The sequence below is a fragment of the Alteromonas sp. 4NH20-0056 genome, assembly GCF_057539655.1.
This window is the reverse complement of the sequence record NZ_BAAJLS010000009.1, coordinates 62637-83786: the sequence shown is the minus strand read 5'-3', so window position 1 is coordinate 83786 and position 21150 is coordinate 62637. Positions and strand designations below refer to the sequence as shown.

18 protein-coding genes are annotated in these 21150 nt (G+C 44.0%); 7 read left to right on the top strand and 11 right to left on the bottom strand.

Annotated elements, in window-relative coordinates:
- The gene (locus AC27EZ_RS14725) at window positions 1–1008 is read left to right on the top strand and encodes a cytochrome d ubiquinol oxidase subunit II (RefSeq protein WP_487136050.1); all 1008 of its coding nucleotides are present in this window, start codon (window positions 1–3) and stop codon (window positions 1006–1008) included.
- 342 nt (window positions 1009–1350) lie between these two features.
- Here the strand turns inward: AC27EZ_RS14725 and AC27EZ_RS14720 are convergent, their stop codons facing one another.
- From AC27EZ_RS14720 to AC27EZ_RS14710, 3 genes are all read right to left on the bottom strand, one after another.
- Window positions 1351–2940, bottom strand: coding sequence for a methyl-accepting chemotaxis protein (locus AC27EZ_RS14720; protein ID WP_487136049.1), 1590 nt, complete (start codon window positions 2938–2940; stop codon window positions 1351–1353).
- A gap of 158 nt (window positions 2941–3098) precedes the next feature.
- Window positions 3099–4280, bottom strand: coding sequence for an acyl-CoA dehydrogenase (locus AC27EZ_RS14715; RefSeq protein ID WP_487136048.1), 1182 nt, complete (start codon window positions 4278–4280; stop codon window positions 3099–3101).
- A 174-nt stretch (window positions 4281–4454) separates the two neighbouring features.
- A complete protein-coding gene (locus AC27EZ_RS14710; RefSeq protein ID WP_487136047.1) occupies window positions 4455–4913 on the bottom strand; it encodes an Lrp/AsnC family transcriptional regulator in 459 nt (152 codons plus the stop codon).
- Window positions 4914–5049: 136 nt separating this feature from the next.
- On the opposite strand from AC27EZ_RS14710, the gene AC27EZ_RS14705 reads away from it, so the two are divergent.
- Entirely contained in the window at window positions 5050–6006 is a 957-nt protein-coding gene (locus tag AC27EZ_RS14705) for a PLP-dependent cysteine synthase family protein (RefSeq protein WP_487136046.1), read from the top strand.
- 83 nt (window positions 6007–6089) lie between these two features.
- On the opposite strand, the gene AC27EZ_RS14700 is transcribed toward AC27EZ_RS14705, so the two are convergent.
- The 7 genes from AC27EZ_RS14700 to prlC all read right to left on the bottom strand — a co-directional run bounded on the left by AC27EZ_RS14700 (window position 6090) and on the right by prlC (window position 13259).
- Window positions 6090–6716, bottom strand: coding sequence for a hypothetical protein (locus AC27EZ_RS14700; protein WP_487136045.1), 627 nt, complete (start codon window positions 6714–6716; stop codon window positions 6090–6092).
- 131 nt (window positions 6717–6847) lie between these two features.
- Window positions 6848–7057 carry a transcription antiterminator/RNA stability regulator CspE gene (gene cspE, locus AC27EZ_RS14695; protein ID WP_269520052.1) on the bottom strand — a complete coding sequence of 70 codons (210 nt, stop codon included), beginning with the start codon at window positions 7055–7057 and terminating at the stop codon, window positions 6848–6850.
- A gap of 297 nt (window positions 7058–7354) precedes the next feature.
- Window positions 7355–8983: a ubiquinone biosynthesis regulatory protein kinase UbiB gene (gene ubiB, locus AC27EZ_RS14690; RefSeq protein WP_487136044.1), complete on the bottom strand. Its 1629-nt coding sequence runs from the start codon at window positions 8981–8983 to the stop codon at window positions 7355–7357.
- A 9-nt stretch (window positions 8984–8992) separates the two neighbouring features.
- Window positions 8993–9628, bottom strand: coding sequence for a ubiquinone biosynthesis accessory factor UbiJ (locus tag AC27EZ_RS14685; RefSeq protein ID WP_487136043.1), 636 nt, complete (start codon window positions 9626–9628; stop codon window positions 8993–8995).
- Window positions 9628–10413: a bifunctional demethylmenaquinone methyltransferase/2-methoxy-6-polyprenyl-1,4-benzoquinol methylase UbiE gene (ubiE, locus tag AC27EZ_RS14680; protein ID WP_487136042.1), complete on the bottom strand. Its 786-nt coding sequence runs from the start codon at window positions 10411–10413 to the stop codon at window positions 9628–9630. Before ubiE ends, AC27EZ_RS14685 begins: the two co-directional genes overlap by 1 nt.
- Window positions 10414–10533: 120 nt before the next feature.
- The gene (locus tag AC27EZ_RS14675) at window positions 10534–11223 is read right to left on the bottom strand and encodes a DNA-3-methyladenine glycosylase I (RefSeq protein WP_487136041.1); all 690 of its coding nucleotides are present in this window, start codon (window positions 11221–11223) and stop codon (window positions 10534–10536) included.
- The gene (prlC, locus tag AC27EZ_RS14670) at window positions 11223–13259 is read right to left on the bottom strand and encodes an oligopeptidase A (protein ID WP_487136040.1); all 2037 of its coding nucleotides are present in this window, start codon (window positions 13257–13259) and stop codon (window positions 11223–11225) included. The genes AC27EZ_RS14675 and prlC overlap by 1 nt, the downstream gene beginning before the upstream one ends.
- A gap of 300 nt (window positions 13260–13559) precedes the next feature.
- On the opposite strand from prlC, the gene AC27EZ_RS14665 reads away from it, so the two are divergent.
- The 5 genes from AC27EZ_RS14665 to gorA all read left to right on the top strand — a co-directional run bounded on the left by AC27EZ_RS14665 (window position 13560) and on the right by gorA (window position 19558).
- The gene (locus tag AC27EZ_RS14665; protein WP_487136039.1) at window positions 13560–14123 is read left to right on the top strand and encodes a response regulator; all 564 of its coding nucleotides are present in this window, start codon (window positions 13560–13562) and stop codon (window positions 14121–14123) included.
- A gap of 34 nt (window positions 14124–14157) precedes the next feature.
- Window positions 14158–14973 (top strand): phosphate/phosphite/phosphonate ABC transporter substrate-binding protein, encoded by an 816-nt coding sequence (locus AC27EZ_RS14660; protein ID WP_487136038.1) that lies wholly within the window; start codon window positions 14158–14160, stop codon window positions 14971–14973.
- A gap of 11 nt (window positions 14974–14984) precedes the next feature.
- A complete protein-coding gene (locus AC27EZ_RS14655; RefSeq protein ID WP_487136037.1) occupies window positions 14985–16658 on the top strand; it encodes a sensor histidine kinase in 1674 nt (557 codons plus the stop codon).
- A 51-nt stretch (window positions 16659–16709) separates the two neighbouring features.
- Complete coding sequence (gene nosR, locus AC27EZ_RS14650) at window positions 16710–18011, top strand: response regulator c-di-GMP phosphodiesterase, NosR family (protein WP_487136036.1); 1302 nt, start codon at window positions 16710–16712, stop codon at window positions 18009–18011.
- Window positions 18012–18208: 197 nt separating this feature from the next.
- Window positions 18209–19558, top strand: coding sequence for a glutathione-disulfide reductase (gene gorA / locus AC27EZ_RS14645; RefSeq protein ID WP_487136035.1), 1350 nt, complete (start codon window positions 18209–18211; stop codon window positions 19556–19558).
- A 60-nt stretch (window positions 19559–19618) separates the two neighbouring features.
- Here the strand turns inward: gorA and AC27EZ_RS14640 are convergent, their stop codons facing one another.
- A complete protein-coding gene (locus AC27EZ_RS14640; protein WP_487136034.1) occupies window positions 19619–20761 on the bottom strand; it encodes a response regulator in 1143 nt (380 codons plus the stop codon).
- Window positions 20762–21150 lie beyond the last annotated feature (389 nt).

Here is a 21150-nt window from a genome sequence, read left to right as displayed (position 1 = left end):
ATGTTTGATCATGTTACACCAGAAATGTTGGGAAATATCTATGTGGGGCTATTAGGCCTGGCCGTACTGATGTATGCCGTATTAGATGGTTACGATTTGGGGGTTGGGGTACTGCTTCCTCCCCGTAACGAGGCCTTTCGCGATGATATGATAGCGTCGATTGGGCCCTACTGGGATGCAAACGAAACCTGGTTGGTACTCGCGATAGGTTTACTTCTTATCGCCTTTCCAGCTGCCCACAGTGAAGTGCTGCAGGCACTATACATTCCCGCGACCATAATGTTACTAGGTTTGATATTGCGGGGCGTCTCGTTCGATTTTAGAGCTAAAGTGGTTCAGGTTAAAAAACGTAAATGGGATTTTGCCTTTAAATATGGTTCGTTGATAACCACCCTTGCACAGGGTTATATGCTGGGTATTTATGTAACGGGGCTACGAACCGACTTATGGTCGCAAGGCTTTGCTTTACTCTCTGCGTTCGGTGTTACTGCTGCCTATGTCTTTATTGGCGCATGTTGGCTCATACTGAAAACAGAAAATGAGCTTCAACAGAAAGCTATTTATTGGGCAAAACGTGGGCTGTTAGTTTTATCGCTAGGCATTGTAGGGGTTAGCATTGCCAACCTTACCCTTCACGAAGAGGTTCGAGCCTTATGGCTTTCTGCACCGTGGGGCGTAATATTAATGGCGATACCTGTTGCGTGCTTTGCCCTGTTATTGCTATGCGGCGTGGTATTGAAGCGCCTACCCGAAGCACAAGGAAAGGGCGAATGGCTGCCGTTTGTCATTGCACTATTGGTTTTTTTACTGTGCTTCGCCGCCTTCGGTATAAGCTATTACCCCTTTGTTATTCCAGGCAAGCTTACGGTTATGGACGCGTTAAGCAGCGCTGACTCCTTACGGTTTTTATTGGTTGGCGTTGTCATCGTTGTACCTTGCATTCTTGCCTACACGGTAATGGTTTACAGGATTTTCTCTGGAAAAACTGAAAAGCTGAGTTATTACTAACACAATGGGTTTTGAGTGCCATTTTTGGAAAACGCGAGCAATTGTTCGCGTTTTCTTTATATGCTCATAAATAAAAAGAATATTGACATCATACTGTAATATTACTATATTGTGTGTGGGGAATTTTTTTAAAGAAGGAGCCAAAAATGATAAACGTACTACAACCACTATCTAGGTTCTTCAAACGTGCACACCCCTATACTGTAGCCCATTATTTGGGGCGAAAGAACACGCAACGTATTTTAGGATGTAAAATAAAAAAGAAGTCCAAAATCTTTGCTGAAGAGCAAATTGAAGAACAAAATCATTAATACTTAGGCCCTTATTTTAAGGGCCTTTTTTTTACGATAACGTAAAGTGGTTAGCATTGTTACTTAACGCGTTAGACAGATGTGACAGTTCCAGTGCGGCCGTCGCAACGTCTTTATTCGTCTTATCAATTTTTTCCCCTAACGTTTCGAAATAGCTGACCTGGGCTTTTGCGTCACGCTCTTTTTCTTGGGCTGCGCTAACCAAGCGCGCAGCATCCTCGCTCACGTCAACCAGCGACAGCATTTGTCTTCGCCCTTCTTCTAACGTACTGACAACATCATTTGCCAAATACACCGATGCATTCGCTTTGTCTCTATTGGCACTCATGGTATCAACCGCATCTTGAATTGAAGTAACAATCCTTTCAAGCATGGTATTTATCTCGACCGTAGATTGATGCGTTCTTACCGCAAGAGTTCTTACTTCATCGGCAACCACGGCAAAACCACGCCCAGACTCTCCAGCTCGTGCAGCTTCGATAGCGGCGTTCAACGCCAACAGATTCGTTTGTGCAGCAATATCTGCAATTGTTTTTACCACGCCCGACACATTTGATCCCTCGCTTTGTAATGTTTCAAGTGTCCTAGACGTTTGTTCGATATCCTTTGCCAAATCTGAAATTGCATTGGCTGACTGCTGCACTTGACACTGGCCTTCATCAACCTTCATTGCGCTTTCTTTTGCAGATGTAGCGGCAAACTGTGAGCGTAATAAGCTCTGCTCCATGTCGGCTGATAGAGAATCCATTCGGGTGACGAGCGTTGTAATTTCAGTATTAAGCTCATTAACCGATGCATCAGAATGCCGTGTAGATTCAGTAAGAACGAGTGTTGCACCATCTATTTGCTCTACCGCACTACGTACTTTTATCATCCCGTCACGAAAAACATCCAATAGGCCCGCCATGCTACTACGCACGTTTTCTAATTCTATGGTTTGCTGATGCGGGAACGTGGCTACCAAGTTTCTCGACTCTGCAACCATATTTAGTTGTGAAGCAAATGTGCTAATAGGCGCTGCGATTTGCTTTTTCGATAGCAGCCAACCAAGCAGTACAACGCTTGTCAGCACTGCAACAAGTGCGTAAATAATTTGCTGGCTGGTATTCATTTGTTCTGCAATATGATTTGCGCGCTTACTGGCAGCCATGGCAACAGCTTTTCTTTCTTTGAACAGCGACTGCTGAAAGGCATCGGCTGCAGCAGTAATTGCTTGTAGATTATTACGCGCTGTATCCCAACTGATAACATCAGAAGACATCGTCGCGCTTAAAGCGCTTACAGCGTTATTTAGCTGATTGAAATGGTCAGCAAGGCTACTCTCGATGGAAATACGGGGAAGTGTGGCATTAATATCTTCTATGAGCGCACCTTGCAAAGGAGAAAATGCTTCGCTAGACAGTGTGGTGCCATACAGCGAATAGCTAATTAGCACGAGCTCTTTACTTTTTCGCTGTACAGCGTCAATTTTCTCGAGCATTGGAAGGGTGTCGGTTACATAGGCATCGACTTGCATCGATACCTTCGAATTATTCAGCGTTAATACTGCGGCAACCAGAAGCGTTACAAGTAATATACTTGCATAGCCCACCAAAATGCGTGCTTTTATCGTGTTAAGCATTGTAACCACCCTCATTGTCATTATCGGGTGAATTGAGATCCCGACGCCACAACAACTAAGACCCGAGTAAGGTTACAAAGCTTTCAATATATTTAACCCAACAATAAGAAGGTTGTGTGAAGGTGCGCAAATAGTGCCGACAATGCTCTTCGCACCTACTAAAAGAACGCTTGCAGGCCTGTTTGCGCGCGCCCTAATATCAGTCCATGCACATCATAAGTTCCCTCATAGGTATTCACCGTTTCTAAGTTAATCATATGGCGCATAATGTGAAATTCGTCTGATATACCATTCCCTCCATGCATATCTCTGGATAACCTCGCAATATGCAGCGCTTTTTGGCAATTATTACGTTTCATCATAGATATCATTGCTGGGTCGTATTGGTTGTCATCAATAAGCCGGCCTAGTCGCAATGATCCCTGAAGCCCTAATGTGATTTCGGTTTGCATATCGGCTAGCTTAGTTTGAAATAGTTGTGTTTGGGCTAACGGTCGATTGAACTGGTGTCGGTCTAACCCATATTGACGTGCCGCATGCCAGCAAAATTCGGCAGCCCCCATACTTCCCCATGAAATGCCGTAGCGTGCCATGTTTAAACAGCTAAATGGCCCCTTAAGCCCTTTTACGTTTGGCAACATATTGTCTTGGGGCACAAACACTTTATCCATTACAATTTCACCGGTTATCGAAGCTTTAAGTGAAAGCTTACCTTTAATCTCTGGCGCAGACAGCCCAGTGAAGCCTTTCTCTAAAATGAAACCACGGATAGCATTGTCTTCTGATACGCTTTTGGCCCATACGACAAACACATCAGCAATTGGCGAATTCGTGATCCACATCTTAGCCCCGGTCAGCTGATACCCACCATCGACTTTTTCAGCGCGTGTTTTCATTGCAGCAGGATCTGACCCTGCGTCAGGCTCAGTTAATCCAAAGCAACCTATCCACTCACCTGAGGCGAGTTTCGGCAGGTATTTCTCTTTTTGTGCTTCGCTGCCAAAGGTATTTATAGGGTGCATAACAAGAGACGACTGTACGCTCATCGCACTACGGTAGCCACTATCTACACGCTCTACCTCTCTGGCGATTAAGCCGTACGAAACATAATTGACACCTGAGCATCCATAACCTTGAATGGTTGACCCCAACAGGCCCATTTCACCAAACTGCCGCATTATCTCAGGGTTAAAACGCCCTTCTCTATTGGCATGTAAAATAGTTGGCATAAGTGTCTGCTGACAAAAGTCACGCGCACTATGGCTTATCATCCGTTCTTCATCAGTAAGCTGCTCGTCTAGCTTGAGCATATCGTCCCACTGCGGGTTAACCTGGGTCATATCAACTCCATTGCGTAAATTGGTAAAAAAGACGCCATCTATATCTATCGTCAAAAAGCATTTTCGACACCGACACTACCAAGCATGCCCCTTTTCTTTTTTTGGTACAATCTTGCTGTGTCAGTCTTTGTTGTGCGTGTGTACATTGCACTACACAGCAAAGTGCTAAAAGGGTTATAAGTGATGTAAGGGTAGTGCAGTGGTGTATTTAAGTTGTTCCATAGCGAAACTAGATGTGACATCGTTCAAATCAATCCCGCTGACTAAACGTTTATAGAAATGATCAAAGCTATCCATGTCAGTTACTAGCACTTTCAGTAAATAGTCGAACTCACCCGACATACGATAAAACTCAACGATCTCTTCAAATGAGGAGGCATGTTCAGCGAAGGCTGCCAACCACTTGCCATCGTGTCTGGCTGCTTTTACCTGCACGAAAACGGTCATGGTTAACCCTAACGACCGCGCTTTTAATAACGCAACACGTTTGTTGATAATGCCATCCGCTTCTAGCTTTTGTATACGCCGCCAACATGGGGTTGCCGTCAGCCCAACTTGCTCCGCTATATCGTTAACGGAAATATCTGACGACTGCTGTAACAAGCCCAATATCGCTTTATCCAGCTTATCCATAGAAAAATACCCCACCAAATTAGTTATAAATAGAATTTTATTCTAGCATACAGCGTAAATAGGGTGCCAAATAGAAAATACATTCACGCTAGCATGTCACTATAACTCTATGACTTTTCAATAAACGCTAGCCGATATGTTAAACACCCAGACACATGTAAATGCCAACATCATCAATAACATCGCTGAGACCATTGGTAATACGCCTTTGGTAAGACTGTCTAACATTCGGACTTTGTTTGGTTTAGAGACCGATATTCTTGCAAAACTTGAAAGCGCAAACCCAGGCGGTTCAAGTAAAGATCGCCCTGCCCTAGCCATGCTAACCGCCCTAATGAACAGCGAACGATTTAATAATAACACCGAGGTGGTCGAAGCGTCGTCGGGTAATAGCGGTGTTGCTCTGGCATGCTTATGCGCAAGTTTTGGTATTAAGCTAACAGTATGTATGCCTGAACACATGAGCATTGAGCGCCGCCTGATGATGAAGCACTACGGTGCGAACGTTGTGCTTACCCCAAAAGCTGAAGGTATTGCTGGTGCGATGGCTATGGCTGATAAGCTGACACAAGCATGCGAGCATAGAATTGGGCTCGACCAATTCTCAAATCTGGCTAATAGCGCCGCCCATGCCACCACTACGGCGAAAGAGATATTACGTGACACTGGCGGTGACCTTGACGCATTCATTACCGGCGTGGGCACGGGCGGTACGCTTTCAGGTATCGCCCATACGTTTCGTCATGCCGACTGCAAAGCAAAAATAATTGCCGTAGAGCCTACATCCTGTGCCACATTAAGCAAAGGTGAGAAAGGGAGCCATGCTATTCAAGGAATAAGCATTGGCCATATTCCTGCGCTGCTCAATATTGACGATATTGATTCTGTGGTTACCGTTAGCGATAACGACGCCATAACCATGGCACGAGAGGTTGCAAAACACGAAGGGATCGCAATTGGCATCTCATCTGGTGCTGCTCTTGCCGCTGCCGTTGCGCTTAGTAAAACCTGTGCATATAAAGGGAAGCGCATTGTGGTGATGTTTGCTGACAGCGCAGAGCGTTACTTTTCAACGGCGCTATTTGAACAATAGAACGGTTCGCTTTGCCACAGCACGTTTGGCAATGCCTTGTGTACTTGCTTAATTAACGCCGTGCTACCTTGTGATTAACAGCCCTACTTAGCCCACCACGGGCTACTAAAGTCGACATTTTCTGGGGCTACTTCAAAGCGAAACGGAGGTTCAAAGGTTTCCCAAAATCGAGCCTTTGCATCGGGGTCTAGAATAATGAAACTCCCCTTTTCTTTATACTGGGTAAGTAACGCTTTGTATGCATCAATTGGCGTGAGCGGATTAGTCTGTTGAAATATCACTCGCCCACCGAACGCTTCGAACATGGCCTTCTCGGCTTGCCATTGCAACACATTCTTTTCTGCAATCTGCATAATCTCTTGCGCTGATTTATCACTTAGCGTACCTGCGAATGTGCGTTTAAAACGCTCTGTCAACGCTGAATCAATGACGATGTCTTGCGTTTGGGCGTAATCGGCAAGCACTGCATCTATTATTTTATTTGTCAGGTTAGCCAACATGACCTCACCTAATGCAGCACGAAACCCGTCGCCCATATCTTCTTCCATCTCACGTAACGTGGCGTCGTCTGGTTTTACGTCAGAGAGGTAAAGCGCGTTACCGAATAAGGTAGCAATATGATTATCGTCATCATCAGCCAATACGGTTTGGCTTAATAGAAGGGTAAATAACGTGAAGAGAAAAAAAGAGAGATAAGAACGTTGTCCCATGCGTGCTTTCCTTGATTGAAACTCACCAACACTATGTTGAGATTACAGTAGCAACTAAGGCAGTAATTGGACAACTAAATTTTTAGATAGATAGAAAAACGGCGGTCATAATGACCGCCGTTTTTAAATTCTTAGATGGCTTGCACGTTAGCAGCTTGAAGACCTTTTTGACCTTCTTCAACTTCAAATTCTACGCGCTGACCTTCTGGAAGAGTTTTATAACCTTCAGAAACAATTGCACGGAAATGAACGAATACGTCCTTACCGCCGTTATCTTGAGTTAGAAAACCATAACCTTTATCAGCGTTAAACCACTTAACGGTGCCTGTAACTTTAGACATGTCGTATAGACCTCAAATATCATATTAAATTGCGCAATAGGCGCGTGTAACTATATCTTTAAATTGACGGAGTTATTGGGTCTTACTTACGAATGGACAAACAACTTACAACAAATTACAGGGTAACTCGAGCGGTTTAACATATAGCAAATAATACAAACATCACGTCTATTTAAAGACTTCGGGCTTAGAGCCAAATGCACTATACCATTCTTCGGGACGATTAATATACAAATTAATCGCTAATTTAAAAATTTTCTAAAAACTTCAAATTAGAAAGCAAATGCGACTAAGCCATCATTGCCCATTACGCCACGCAAGGTACCAACAGCATGCCCCTACCGCGCCGCTAAGCGCAGCGAAGTACCATTGAATGTCATACATAGGTAGCACCGCACATAACAACACAAAAGTGCCACCCACCACACTGTAATGAATGGTTTGGGTCGTTTTCTTTTGCGCCGCTAATAGCGCTTTCGATGCTTGCTGTTGTTGAAACGGAAGGCGTTTCATTTGCTGCATACTGTCGTAAAGCAAATCTGGCATTTCGGGTAATTTCTCTGACCAGAAAGGAAGATTATCTTTCACTTTTCCTAACATGGCAGCAAACCCGATTTGTTCTTTCATCCAGTTCTCTAAGAACGGCTTCGCGGTTTTCCATAAATCAAGCTGCGGATATAACTGACGCCCCAGCCCTTCAACATACAGTAGCGTTTTCTGTAGCAAAACCAATTGCGGCTGCACCACCATATTAAACCGCCGGGCGGTGTTAAATAACTGAAGCAACACGTTTCCAAATGATATTTCAGCCAGTGGCTTTTGAAAAATCGGCTCGCACACCGTGCGAATAGCCATTTCGAATTCGTCAATATTGGTGTCGTTCGGTACCCAGCCTGAATCGGCATGTAACTGCGCCACCTTGCGGTAATCTCGATTAAAAAACGCAATAAAGTTTTCTGCTAGATAGCGTTTATCTTCTCGGTTCAACGTTCCCACAATGCCGAAGTCGATGGCAATATATTGGGGGTTCTCTGGGTGTTCCGTCGATACAAAAATATTGCCAGGATGCATGTCTGCATGAAAAAAGCTGTCGCGAAATACTTGGGTAAAAAAGACTTCTACGCCGCGTTCAGCTAGCACTTTCATATTAGTATTTTGTGCAAGTAGTGAATCTATATTAGAAACAGGGATGCCGTAAATGCGCTCCATCACTAATACATTATGCCGACAATGATCGCTGTATATCTTAGGCACATACAACGCGTCAGAACGCTCAAAGTTTCGCCCTAACTGAATACCGTTTGCCGATTCACGCAACAGGTCTAATTCGTCAACAATGGTTTTTCGATACTCAACAACAACCTCAACAGGCCGTAAACGCTTGCCATCGGGTAGCCACCGCTGGAGTACGTTAGCAATACTAAACAACAGCTCCATATCAGCTTCTATGATGTCCCGAATATCGGGGCGAAGCACCTTAACCACTACATCTTCATTGTTTGCTTTTAATGTCGCGGCATGTACCTGCGCGATAGATGCAGAGGCTAGCGGTTCAGCATGAAATTCGCTGAACAAAACAGATAAGGATGGGATCCCAAGCGACGCTTTTATGATGTCTTGTGCCGCTTCTGTTGAAAATGGGGGCACTTTATCTTGTAGCCGAGCCAGTTCATTCGCTATCGCGGGCGGTAACAAATCTCGACGGGTAGACATCATCTGCCCAAATTTAATAAACACTGGCCCTAGCGTTTGTAAAGCGAGGGTAATACGTTCGCCTTCTGACTTGTCTTTGTGCTTATTGCGTATCCAAAAAATACCGTGGCGCATTACCCTGGCATACCAAGGCAACCACTTGGCGGGAATTAAATTATCAAGCCCATGCTCAAGCAGTACTTTACCAATTTTATACAACCTTACTATGCGCATGACGGTCTCTTAGTTCTCTGTGTCTTCTAGTTGCTTCAAGCGAGCTTCCAATCGTGCGGTGTCGTCACGCAATGCGTTAACTTCATCGCTGAAATGCATCACGGCTAATCTATGCGCTGCTACAGGCTTTTCTTCCACCATAACATTACCGAGGTTTCGCGCCAGCGCTGCAAATGCTTTCGACGCTTTTTCTTGAACCGCTTTAACGGTTTTTATCGATTCGTGCGCAAATACATCACTGGTTTTTTCAGCAATAATTTCTTCAACATCAATGTCAAGTTGCTGAAACAATGCACTCACTTTTTGAGCCACTGCAAGTTCGCCTTCAACATTAAGCTTATTTTGTTGAATTAAGCGCGTTAATTGATTGGTTTCTTTCAATTGCGGTAATGTTTGAATCGATGTACTGATACAACAATCGAGCGGCGATAAATTTGCCACCGTTTCATCAAAAGTGTCATAAACCGAAAGCACATCTACACGTTCACTAAACACCAACATAAACGCATTAGGAAGGGGCTCAAGGTAGACAATTAGTCTCGCCCCTTTCAACGAAGCAAGGCGTGCTGCGCTCGCCTCATCTAAGCTCAAAAGTTTATTGATACTACCTTCGATAAGCGCAGATGCTAATGCAGAGGTAGGCATTAAAACTTATAACCTCTGTGTAACGCCACGATGCCACCCGTCAAATTTTGATAATCACACTGATCGAAGCCCGCCGTTTCAAACATCCCTTTCAATGTTTCTTGGTCAGGGTGCATGCGAATACTCTCAGCCAAATACTGATAACTTTCAGCGTCGTTAGCGACTAATTGGCCCATTCTTGGCAAAATGTGAAACGAATAGACATCGTAGAGTTTGCTTAGCTGCTCGCTAGTGGGTTTTGAGAACTCAAGTACTAGCAACCTGCCACCGGGCTTCAATACGCGATAAATAGAGTTAAGCGCATTCTGTTTTTCCGTTACGTTGCGAAGGCCAAATGCCATCGTAACAACGTCAAAATGATTATCTGGAAAAGGAAGCGCCTCTGCATCGGCTTGCACATAGTCGATGTTGCCAACCAAGCCACGATCGCGCAGCTTATCTCTGCCCACCTCTAGCATCGACAAATTAATGTCCGCTAAGGTTACGCGCCCGGTAGGGCCAACTAAGCGTGAGAACTTTGCCGTTAAATCGCCAGTTCCACCCGCGATATCTAACACTTTTTGCCCCGCTCGTACGCCAGAGCAATCAATGGTGTAACGCTTCCATAAGCGGTGAACGCCCATCGACATCAGGTCATTCATCACATCATATTTAGCGGCAACAGAATCAAATACGTTGGCGACCATTGATGCCTTTTGGTTTTTGTCTACTTGCTTGAAACCAAAGTGAGTTGTCGGCGCTGATGATGCCTCAACCGATGAAGAGGTATTTTGGTTGTCGCTCATGGCATTCCCATATAGTTACATTTTATAAAATCAGAAGTGTATAGGATTGTTGCGGCAAGCAACAGCGATTGCCGCAAAAAACGTGGGCATTTTGTGTAGAAAACGCGAGGGTAAAAACCGTTACCGCAGAGGTTGGTTGGTACCCCAACTAAACGCAAGAATAGTACTAATTTCCTGCAACGTTCGACCACTTTCCTGGTGCCATTGCATGAACGCTTCGTTTGCCGCTGCGAGCGTTTTCTTTGATGTAAGCCCGCCATCAATAATGTCGTTTTTTCTCAGATAGTCTTCTACATCTTGCGAGAACAAAAAGGTGTCGACTCCCAAGGATCGCAACATGTAAGGGCCGGTATTACCCCCTAACCGTGCTCCATGCCGTTTAAGGTACAACCATAGTTCAGTAATATTACTCGCGTCGAACGAGGTAACAAACTGACCAAAACTACCGTGTTGTCGCGCCACATCTTTTATCATGATTGCATTGTCGCGCACCGTAAGTACTTTTTTGTAGTTTCTGACAATACGCTTATCTGTCGCTTTCTGTTCTAACATTTCATCGGGCATCAATAGCACTTTGTCTACATCAAAGCCAAAGAACACGTCTTCAAAGTCGGGCCACTTTTGCCTTATAACACGCCACACAAAGCCAGATTGAAACACCTTCATGGTCATGGCCGCTAAAAACCTGTCATCAGGGATAGCAGCCACGTCACTCGGTGATAGTGCAGGGCTGAGCATGCTTTCTAGTGCTGATTTGCTTCCTTTACGCTTTACAGCCCGCGCATAAATAGAAGAAAACGACTCGTTCATTATCCGGTAATTCCGTTGTGACGAAGTAACGCATCAACGTTAGGCTCCCGCCCTCTAAACGCAACGAACAGTTCCATTGGCTCTCTGCTACCGCCCATCTCTAGTATGTTATTTAGAAACGACTTGCCCGTTTCGCGATTGAAAATCCCGTCTTCTTCAAACTTACTATACGCATCAGCCGATAGGACTTCGGCCCATTTGTAGCTGTAATATCCAGCAGCATAGCCACCTGCAAAGATGTGACCAAAGCTATTTTGGAAGCGGTTGAACGAAGGGGGGACGACTACGGCCACTTCATCGCGTACCGCATCTAGCGTACCTTGCACATCTGCAGCTTCACCTTTTTGGCTGTACAACAGAAAATCAAACAGACTGAATTCTAGCTGCCTCACCATTTGCATAGCGGCTTGATAATCACGTGCCGCTAACATGCGCTCTAGCAGATCAGCGGGTAAAGGTTCACCGGTTTCGTAATGCCCCGAAATGAAATTCAGTGCATCTTCTTCCCAACACCAGTTTTCTAAAAACTGACTTGGCAATTCAACCGCGTCCCAAGGCACGCCGTTAATTCCTGACACGCCGGCGACAGACATTTTGGTTAGCATATGATGAATGCCATGCCCAAACTCGTGGAACAATGTTACCACCTCATCATGGGTAAACAATGCAGGTTTATCACCCACTGGGGCGTTAAAGTTGCACGTTAGGTATGCAACCGGTAATTGCAACTCGCCGTTAACGCGTTCACGTCTTACTCTGCATTCATCCATCCATGCGCCGCCTCGCTTCTTCGCACGGGCATACAAATCAAGGTAGAAGCTTCCGCGCATAACGTCAGCGCTATCGGTAATAGTGAAATAACGAACGTCTTTGTGCCACGTATCTACGCCAGGTTGTTCAATAATAGTTAACCCATATAAACGGTGAACAACGTCAAATAACCCCGAGAGTACTTTGTCCTCTGGAAAATAGGGTCGCAGCATTTCATCAGAGATGGTATATCGCTCTTGCTTTAACTTTTCGCTGTAATAAGGCACATCCCATGCTGCTAATTCGTCAACATTATGATTCGCTTTAGCATAAGCTTTAACTTCTTCAAACTCGCGAGCTGCCTGTGGTTTAGACTTATCAGCTAAATCACGTAAAAATGATACGACTTGCTGGCTAGATTCTGCCATTTTTGTTGCTAGCGAACGTTCAGCATAATTATCAAAGCCTAATAGCTCTGCCATTTCAGTTTTAAGCACTAAGGTTTGCTTGATAATATCTGTATTGTCCCACTGACCTTCGCTTGGCCCTTGCTCAGAGGCTTTCGTAGCATAGGCCCGGTACATTTCTTCACGCAGTTCTCGATTATCTGCATACAACATAACGGGAAGATAAGAGGGAATATCCAAGGTAAACAAATACCCTTCTAGTTCTTTTTCGCTAGCGGCTTGTGCGGCAGCTTCTTTTGCTGACTCAGGCATACCTGACAACAGGCTTTCATCTGTCACATGTTTGGTCCACCCCATGGTGGCATCCATCACGTTGTTTGAGAACGTAGAAGAAAGCTCGCTTAAACGCGCCTGAATATCGGCAAAGCGTTTTTTCTTTTCGCCAGATAACGCAACGCCTGATAGCGTAAAGTCGCGCACCGCATTATCAATAACCTTCTGACGCTGTTCGTCTAATTCGAGATATTCGTCCGACTGTTTAAGTGATACATAAGCGTTATAGAGTCCTTCGTGCTGCCCCACCCACGTACCGTATTCAGACAAGAGTGGTAAACAACTGTCGTGTGCGTCTCGCAAGCCGTCACTGCTTACCACTGAGTTCATGTGAGAAACAGGTGACCACATTTTGCTTAACGTGTCGTCTACCTCTTCCAACCTCGCGACTACATTTGCATAAGAGTAATCTTGCGACGCGACGACGTCTTCAATCTCTTGCTTACATGCGCTAATTGCCTTTTCAATCGCGGGCTTAATGTCTTCATGCTTGATGGCAGAAAAAATCGGTAGACCTTCTACCATTTCAATCGCGGGCACAGTCATAAATAAAATTCTCTTCGTTGCGTATTGATTCTAACGATGGGGGTTTAACGCAGTAAAAACAAGTCAAACACACTTCACTATTGTCAGCAAAATTTACGATATACCCTACACTTACAACAATAAGAAGCCATCAGGATCATATTTGGGTTTAATTTTGCTTGCAGAAAATGCCAAGCACTTGCCTTTAAAAAAGCCCAGAAACAACGGATGTCATAAATGTCGCGATATAGCCTTATGTCTAAATTGTCACCATTAGCATAAGTGATATACTTCAGTCGCGCACAAAATATAGGCGAAAAAATGAAAACACTTACGTCAGGTGAAATTGCAACGTATTGCGATGTAAACCTTCGAACGGTAATCAGATGGATAGAAAGTGGCAAACTTAAAGGCTTCAAGCTGCCTGGTAGAGGGAATAACCGCGTGCTTGTTGAAGACTTTATCGCGTTTTTAGAAAGACATGATATGCCGGTTCCAGACAAACTGAAATCAGACGTAATACCGTCGTTGCTGATAGTGGACGACGAAATGCCCGTGGCTAAATCTATTCAACGAGTCGCCAGACGAGCGGGCTTTGAAAGCTATATCGCCACGGGAGGGTTTCAAGCCGGTATTATGCTAAGTCAGCACAACCCGAGAATGATGACGCTAGATTTAAGTATGCCGGGCATGGATGGGTATAGCGTTATTCAGTTCACGCGCGAGCAACCTCAATATAAAGATTTGAAAATTCTGGTGATTTCAGCTCTTGATGATGAAAGCTTATCGCGCGCGCTAGCGTTAGGTGCAAATGCGACCCTTCAAAAACCGTTTTCAAATCACGACTTAACGTTAGTTCTAGAACAATTTATGCACGATGAATAAGGCATCATCAACATAGGAAAAAATGGGAGTGATCATGATCCGTTGGATTTTACTTTTAGTTTTTGCGACGTCTTTTTCTAAGTCATATGCTCGCGAGCCTCTAGTGTTTGGTGTCGTGCCGCAACAAACGCCAAAAATACTTGCTGAGCGTTGGCAGCCATTCATTGATTACATGAATCGTGAAACTGGGCTAACGATAAAATTCGAAACTGCAAAAGACATCCCTACGTTTGAAAGCCGCTTAGCTGACGGTGCATACGATATTGCATACATGAACCCATTTCATTTTGTGGTGTTCAATGAAAAAGGCGGCTATCGCGCGCTCGCTCGAGAAAACGACAAGCAACTTGAGGGCATCATTGCGGTACCGACAGCCAGCGGTATTACCTCGGTCGAGCAACTACAGGGAATGGAAATGGCGTTTCCAGCACCAGCTGCTTTTGCTGCCACAATAATCCCCCTTTCATATCTTCAACAACAGGGCGTCTCGGTAATACCTCGCTATGTGCATTCACACGACTCTGTCTATCTTAATCTTGCGAGAGGTTTTTTTGTGGCTGGCGGTGGCATTGTTAGGACACTAAACGCAGCGCCAAAAGATGTCGAATCTGCTCTTACGGTTTTATGGAAAAGTAATGGCTATACGCCTCACGCGTTCGCTGCTCATTCAAATGTGGCAGATTCTGATGTAGCCACTATTCTTAAATCACTGGATTTATTATCTAACGATATAAAAAATAAAGAGGTTTTAAGTAATTTGGGATTCAATAAAATCATACCTGCTGTCGATAGCGATTGGGACGATGTTCGCGCTCTAGGGATAACCTCCCTATCTCGGCCTCATTTGTAAGTCTCACCACTATGCGTCTATCCTTGCAAACGAAGACCATCGCGGGAATTGCATCAATAGCAACTCTGCTGTTACTGGTGCTTATTGCAACGGTACTCAACCTACTGAATACACTCGTTGATGACAGCGTTAAAAAAACAGCGAACACCACGGCGTCTTTGTTTGTGTCGACCACCAAGAATGCCTTTTTAAGTTATGATCTTGCCTCATTAGAAGCTGATGCCACCGAAGTTCTGAGTAATCCACACATTGCATACGTTAGGATCCTCGATACTAACGCTAACGTTTTTCTTGAGCAGGGTGAGTCTACTGCACTCGCGAGACCTTTTGAGGCGGATGAGCGCGTCACCCATGCAACAGATGGCATTTATGATGTGTCTGCGCCAATTAAAGTACAAGACACGGTTTACGGGCAGGTTGAATTAGGCCTCAACATCTCATCAGTCAACGACTCGGTAGCACATATTAGAAATTGGACGCTGTCGTTAGCCGCCATAGAGCTCATACTTATTGCGCTGTGCTCTTACACATTGGGTAGGTTTCTAATGGCACAAATACTCCAATTACGCTCAGGCACACGTCATTTAGCAAAAGCAGTAAAAGACAAAAACTATAAAGACATTACTGTAAAAGTACGCGGACGGGATGAGTTAAGTGAGCTGGCTGATGCATTTAATCATCTAGTAACTCTGCTTAAAGAAGAGAACACCCATCGCCAACGGGTGGAAGACGAACTTAAAGAGCTTAATGGTTTGTTAGAGCAAAAGGTGCACGACCGTACCGCGTTACTTAATCAGAAAAAATACCAACTTGAAAGTGCGAATAAAGATTTAAAAGATGCACAAGTTCAACTGTTGCAGGCTGAAAAAATGGCGTCGATAGGCCAATTGGCTGCCGGTGTAGCGCATGAAATAAATAACCCCGTGGGCTTTGTAAGTAGCAATATTGACACCTTGTGTGAATATGTCTCCACTTACCAACTCTTATTTGCACAACTAGAGAAAGCCCAAGCCCAACCGTCGTTAGAAGAAAAAGAAAATGCGTACCAAGAACTTACTCAGCTGTTGTCACAGCAAAATATTGCTTTCATCAATGACGACATCGGTGATTTACTAGAAGATTCTAAAGAAGGGCTTCATCGCGTTGCAGAAATCGTGAAAGGGTTAAAGCTGTTCTCCCGCATCGACAGTGATGATATGCAGCTACATAATATTAATGAATGTGTAAAAACCACACTGGCCATGGTGAATAATCAACTTAAATATACTTGTTCAATCGAATCGCATTTAGGGAACGTACCCAATGTAAATATGAACGTTGGTAAAATATCGCAAGTGGTAACTAACCTACTTATCAATGCAGGACAAGCCATTGAAAGTACAGGAAAAAATGGAAAAATAGTCATTACCACCTGTGTTATGGATAACATGTTGGAACTGCGTGTAGAAGATACAGGAACAGGAATATCGCCAAGTCATTTAGACAAACTTTTTAATCCGTTCTTTACAACAAAACCCGAAGGACAAGGCACAGGGCTTGGGCTATCTATATCTTTTGGCATTGCACAAGAGCATGGTGGAACACTGACTGCGACAAGCAAAGAGGGAGAAGGAAGTACGTTTATTTTGGCACTTCCTATCAATATCGAAAAGAACGATGACCCCAAAGCAAATGACTCGAACTGAATGTTGCAAACCGCAACGATAAACAAGGGATTGAGCACAGGATAAAGTAATATGACTACGAATACCGCACAGAAAAACGATGTATACACCGTGTTGTTCGTTGATGACGAACCCAACATTCTGCGTGCGATAAAACGAGCACTCTTCACGCTTGATATCAACATGTTGCTGGCTGATAGTGGAATGAAAGCGCTTGAACTCATGGAGCAGCAAGACGTACATGTTGTGATTTCTGATATGAAAATGCCACAGATGTCAGGTGCTGAACTACTTGAACAAGTGGCCACGCGCTATCCTGATACGTTTCGTGTTGTATTAACGGGTTATGCTGATATTGAGTCAACGATCAAAGCGGTAAATCAAGGAAAAATCCATCGGTATCTACAAAAGCCATGGGATAATCAAGAGCTTATTTCCGTTGTAGAAGAAGGGCTTGAGCGGGTAAAGCTGAAAACAGAAAACACCCGTTTACAAACGTTAACCCGCATGCAAAATCGCAAACTAAAAGATGTCAATGCTACGCTTGAGCAAGTGGTACAAAGACGTACTCGACAGATAAAAGCAGCGCTGAATAAAATTGAAAAACACAACCTTGCAATGGAGCAAGTGCTTTTCAACGTTATAAGTATTAACCCCGATATTAACGGCAAGTTTGCGATAGAAGTCAGTGAGCTAGCAACGAAGCTAGCGCGTATGGCAAAACTTGAACGTGATGAAGTTAAACGTATTCGTTATGCTGGTCTTATTTGCGAAATTGGTTTGCTCGGCCTTGATAATGACGATTTTGCAGGTCCTTTTGCTAAGCTAAATTACCAGCAACAACAAAACTATTTACAGCAAACGACTAAAGCGTCCCTTATCTTGGCGCCTGCTCACGAGCTTGCTCCAGTTTCAGATATCATCGAATACCAATTTGAACATTACAATGGCAGCGGTTTAAATAAGAAAGTCGCTAAGGAAATTCCAATTGGGTCGCGTATTTTAGCCGTAGCCCGTGATTATTGGCGTCTTATTACCGGCCGATTAAGCGGTATCGAAATGTCTTCTCGCGATGCTAAAATAGAATTAAAGAAACACACTAATACACGTTATGACGGCGAAATCATCGACCTACTGCTTCAGGCTGAAGACGTCACGACGTCGAAGTTGCTTCATACCAGTAGCAAGGCAACCCAACTGAAACCTGGCATGATCCTAGCTAAAAACCTCTATAACGATAGCCATATTTTAATTCTCCCTGAAGGTCATGTGTTGACAGAAACCACTATTCAAAAGCTGATTAAATTTGAGCAAGATAGAGGTAAGGCATTCGATATTCAAATTGAACCTCCAACGCCAGAGAAAGAAGATTAAGATAGCGCAAAGTAAATGCTAAAATGATCTAGCCGCGTTACTCATCGTAAATAAACTTTATTGCTTATCAGCGTTGTATTGTGAAAGATAATCCTTCATGGAGAGGTCTTTTACAATGCGTACGCACTGTGCCTTCCACACAATTCGTGTAACAATAACCTCACAAGTCAGTCGAACGGACAACAAGGCTAACCTATATGAAACATTTTGATTATATTGCTATTGGCGGCGGAAGCGGTGGTATCGCATCAGCAAATCGAGCAGCAAAACACGGCAAAAAAGTCGCTATCGTCGAAGCCAAAGATATCGGCGGCACCTGCGTTAATGTGGGGTGTGTTCCTAAAAAAGCCATGTGGTATGGTGCGCAGGTAGCAGAAGCTATTCACCGCTATGCACCTGAGTACGGTTTTGATCTTTCGCTTAATCATTTTAGTTGGGATAGTTTAGTTGCAAGCAGGCAAGCCTATATCGAGCGTATCCATGCCTCTTATGACCGCGTAATAACCGCTAACGACATTACTCTCATCAAAGGCTTCGCTTCCTTTGTCGATAATAATACCATTGAAGTAAATGGCGAGCAGTACACGGCTGACCATATTACGATTGCCACTGGCGGTCGTCCCGTTATCCCTGATTTACCAGGTGCGCAGCACGGTATAAATTCAGACGGTTTCTTCGCATTAAAAGAACAACCTAAGCGTGCTGTTGTTGTGGGTGCTGGCTATATTGGTGTTGAGCTTGCTGGCGTACTACATAGTTTGGGTACAGACAGTCATTTAGTAGTACGTAAACACGCGCCGCTACGTAATTTCGACCCCATCATTCACGAAACGCTGGTAGACATTATCCATGCAGAAGGTTGCACATTGCATAACCACACGAGCGTAGAGAAAGTAGAAAAGCATGACGACAATTCGTTAACTGTTTACTTAACTAATGGCGAAGCGCTAGATACAGATTGCCTTATTTGGGCGATTGGTCGAGAGCCCGCAACTGATGTTATTAAGATCGAAAACACCGATGTGGAATTAAATGATGATGGAACAGTTAAAGTAGACAAATATCAAAATACCACAGCAAAAGGTATCTATGCTGTTGGCGATATTACCGGTGAGGCGGAACTCACTCCTGTTGCCGTAAAAGCTGGGCGTTTACTAAGTGAGCGCTTATTTAATGGTCAAGACGACGCACATATGGATTATTCGATGATCCCTACTGTTGTGTTTAGTCACCCTCCTATTGGTACGATAGGAATGACAGAGGCCGAAGCCATTGAGGCACATGGTGAAGACAACGTTAAAGTTTATACGTCTAGTTTTGCATCAATGTACACCGCGGTTACCCGATACCGTCAAATGACAAAGATGAAGCTAGTATGCGCCGGCAACGACGAAAAAGTTGTTGGACTTCACGGTATTGGCCACGGTATGGACGAAATTCTGCAAGGGTTCGCAGTAGCTATTAAAATGGGCGCAACAAAATCAGACTTTGATGCGTGTGTAGCCATACACCCCACAAGCGCTGAAGAATTTGTGACGATGACATAAATACCATACAAAAAAGCCCAATGTTGTCTTTAACATTGGGCTTTTAATTTGTGTTATCCGCTAAAAAAACTCTACGTCTAAATACTCTTCTTCATCGCTATGATTGACCGCTTCTGACACTCGGGCTTTCAACGTTTCCGAAATTTCAGTTAGCATGGTATCTATGGTGATGAGCTCATCATTATCTTCACGAGACTCTAACTCTTTCTCGATCAAATCAATAAAGAAGGCCTCTTGCTCTTCGGTCATTTCTAAGGCATGAAAGCTGGTCTTTATTCGGCTAGACACATCACTGATAATTTGCATTTTTTCTGCACCCACCTTACGAATACATTGCTGTACTCTCTCAAGCACATTATTTAAGTCAGTATTCAGTGTTACCAGTGTGTTTTGTTGTAACACACTTTCGTAACGCGCATTTATCGCAGGCACTAACTTAGCCCCCATGTCTAAAATAGCGTCGTAGAGTACCGGATCTTCTTTCGCTATATTTTTAACAAGCAAGGACACCGACTCGTCGTTCAGCATAAGTCGTCGCCCAAAGCGGTAGATTCGCCCTTGATCATGAAGCACCTGAAAAACTTTATCTGTGGTTTTATCACAAGGTGCCAAATCGGTATCGATGTTGGTTATTTCCTCGCCGTCTCTGAACTGGATGGCGGCATGCACACCATTTAACCTAAGTGTAGTCAGCACTTTTTTAGCCATCACTTCAATAGTGCTACACGTATTCAGCGAAGAAACAATTTCCATTCCTGTACCATAAATAGCCGCTTGGCTTAGCGCCGTTTTTGCCGTCTCCCGGCTTCTGGAGTTATCAGTCTCCATTTGCGTTAATGTTTCAATTTGGTGCTTAGAATTGATAACCGTTTCAGTCAGCAATATAACGTTATAGGGCTTTGTAATATAATGGGACACGCCTGAATGAAAAGCTTTTCTCATTGTTTCGTCAGAACTATCGCCTGACACTACGATGATAAGAGGCGCTTTATTTCCCTTCATTTCGGTTTCAGCGCTTCCAAAAATTGCCGCCGTCGAATCACCGATGCACCAATCAGAAATCACAACGCTAATTTCGTTTTCTTTGAGCGCTTTAAGCGCGGCGGTTTTAGAATCAACCTGAATAACGTCAAATTCATCTTCAAGTGACAGCTTGTATATCTCGGCCTGTGTCGCGTCCTGCTCTACAATGAGAAGTTTCATTGTCTCTCCCCCTATTACGTTTATTTACGTGGAAAATGACCGTAGCTAAAAAACTTGAACGTTCTGAAATGCCAACGTTTGGGACTTAAACATCATTTTTAGCCGAACTAAAAATATAGTCGCGGATATCTTTTTTAGCGAATTTTGCGTTAATAAATAAATAGCGTGTGAGGCAGAACAAAAAACAAGTAGAACTGACCCATAAAAGAATGCAAATAACTTGTCGCTGGGCAGAGGGAGTGTGTAAAGAGATTTCCGTATTTACAGGCAATACCGGATTGTATTCCCACCTTCCTTTTAATTCCGTCATAAAAAGCGTAAAAATATCAGTAGCAGGCATTCGTCACAAATTGAAAACGACTAGTCGCGTAATGGTAATGTGCTAACGC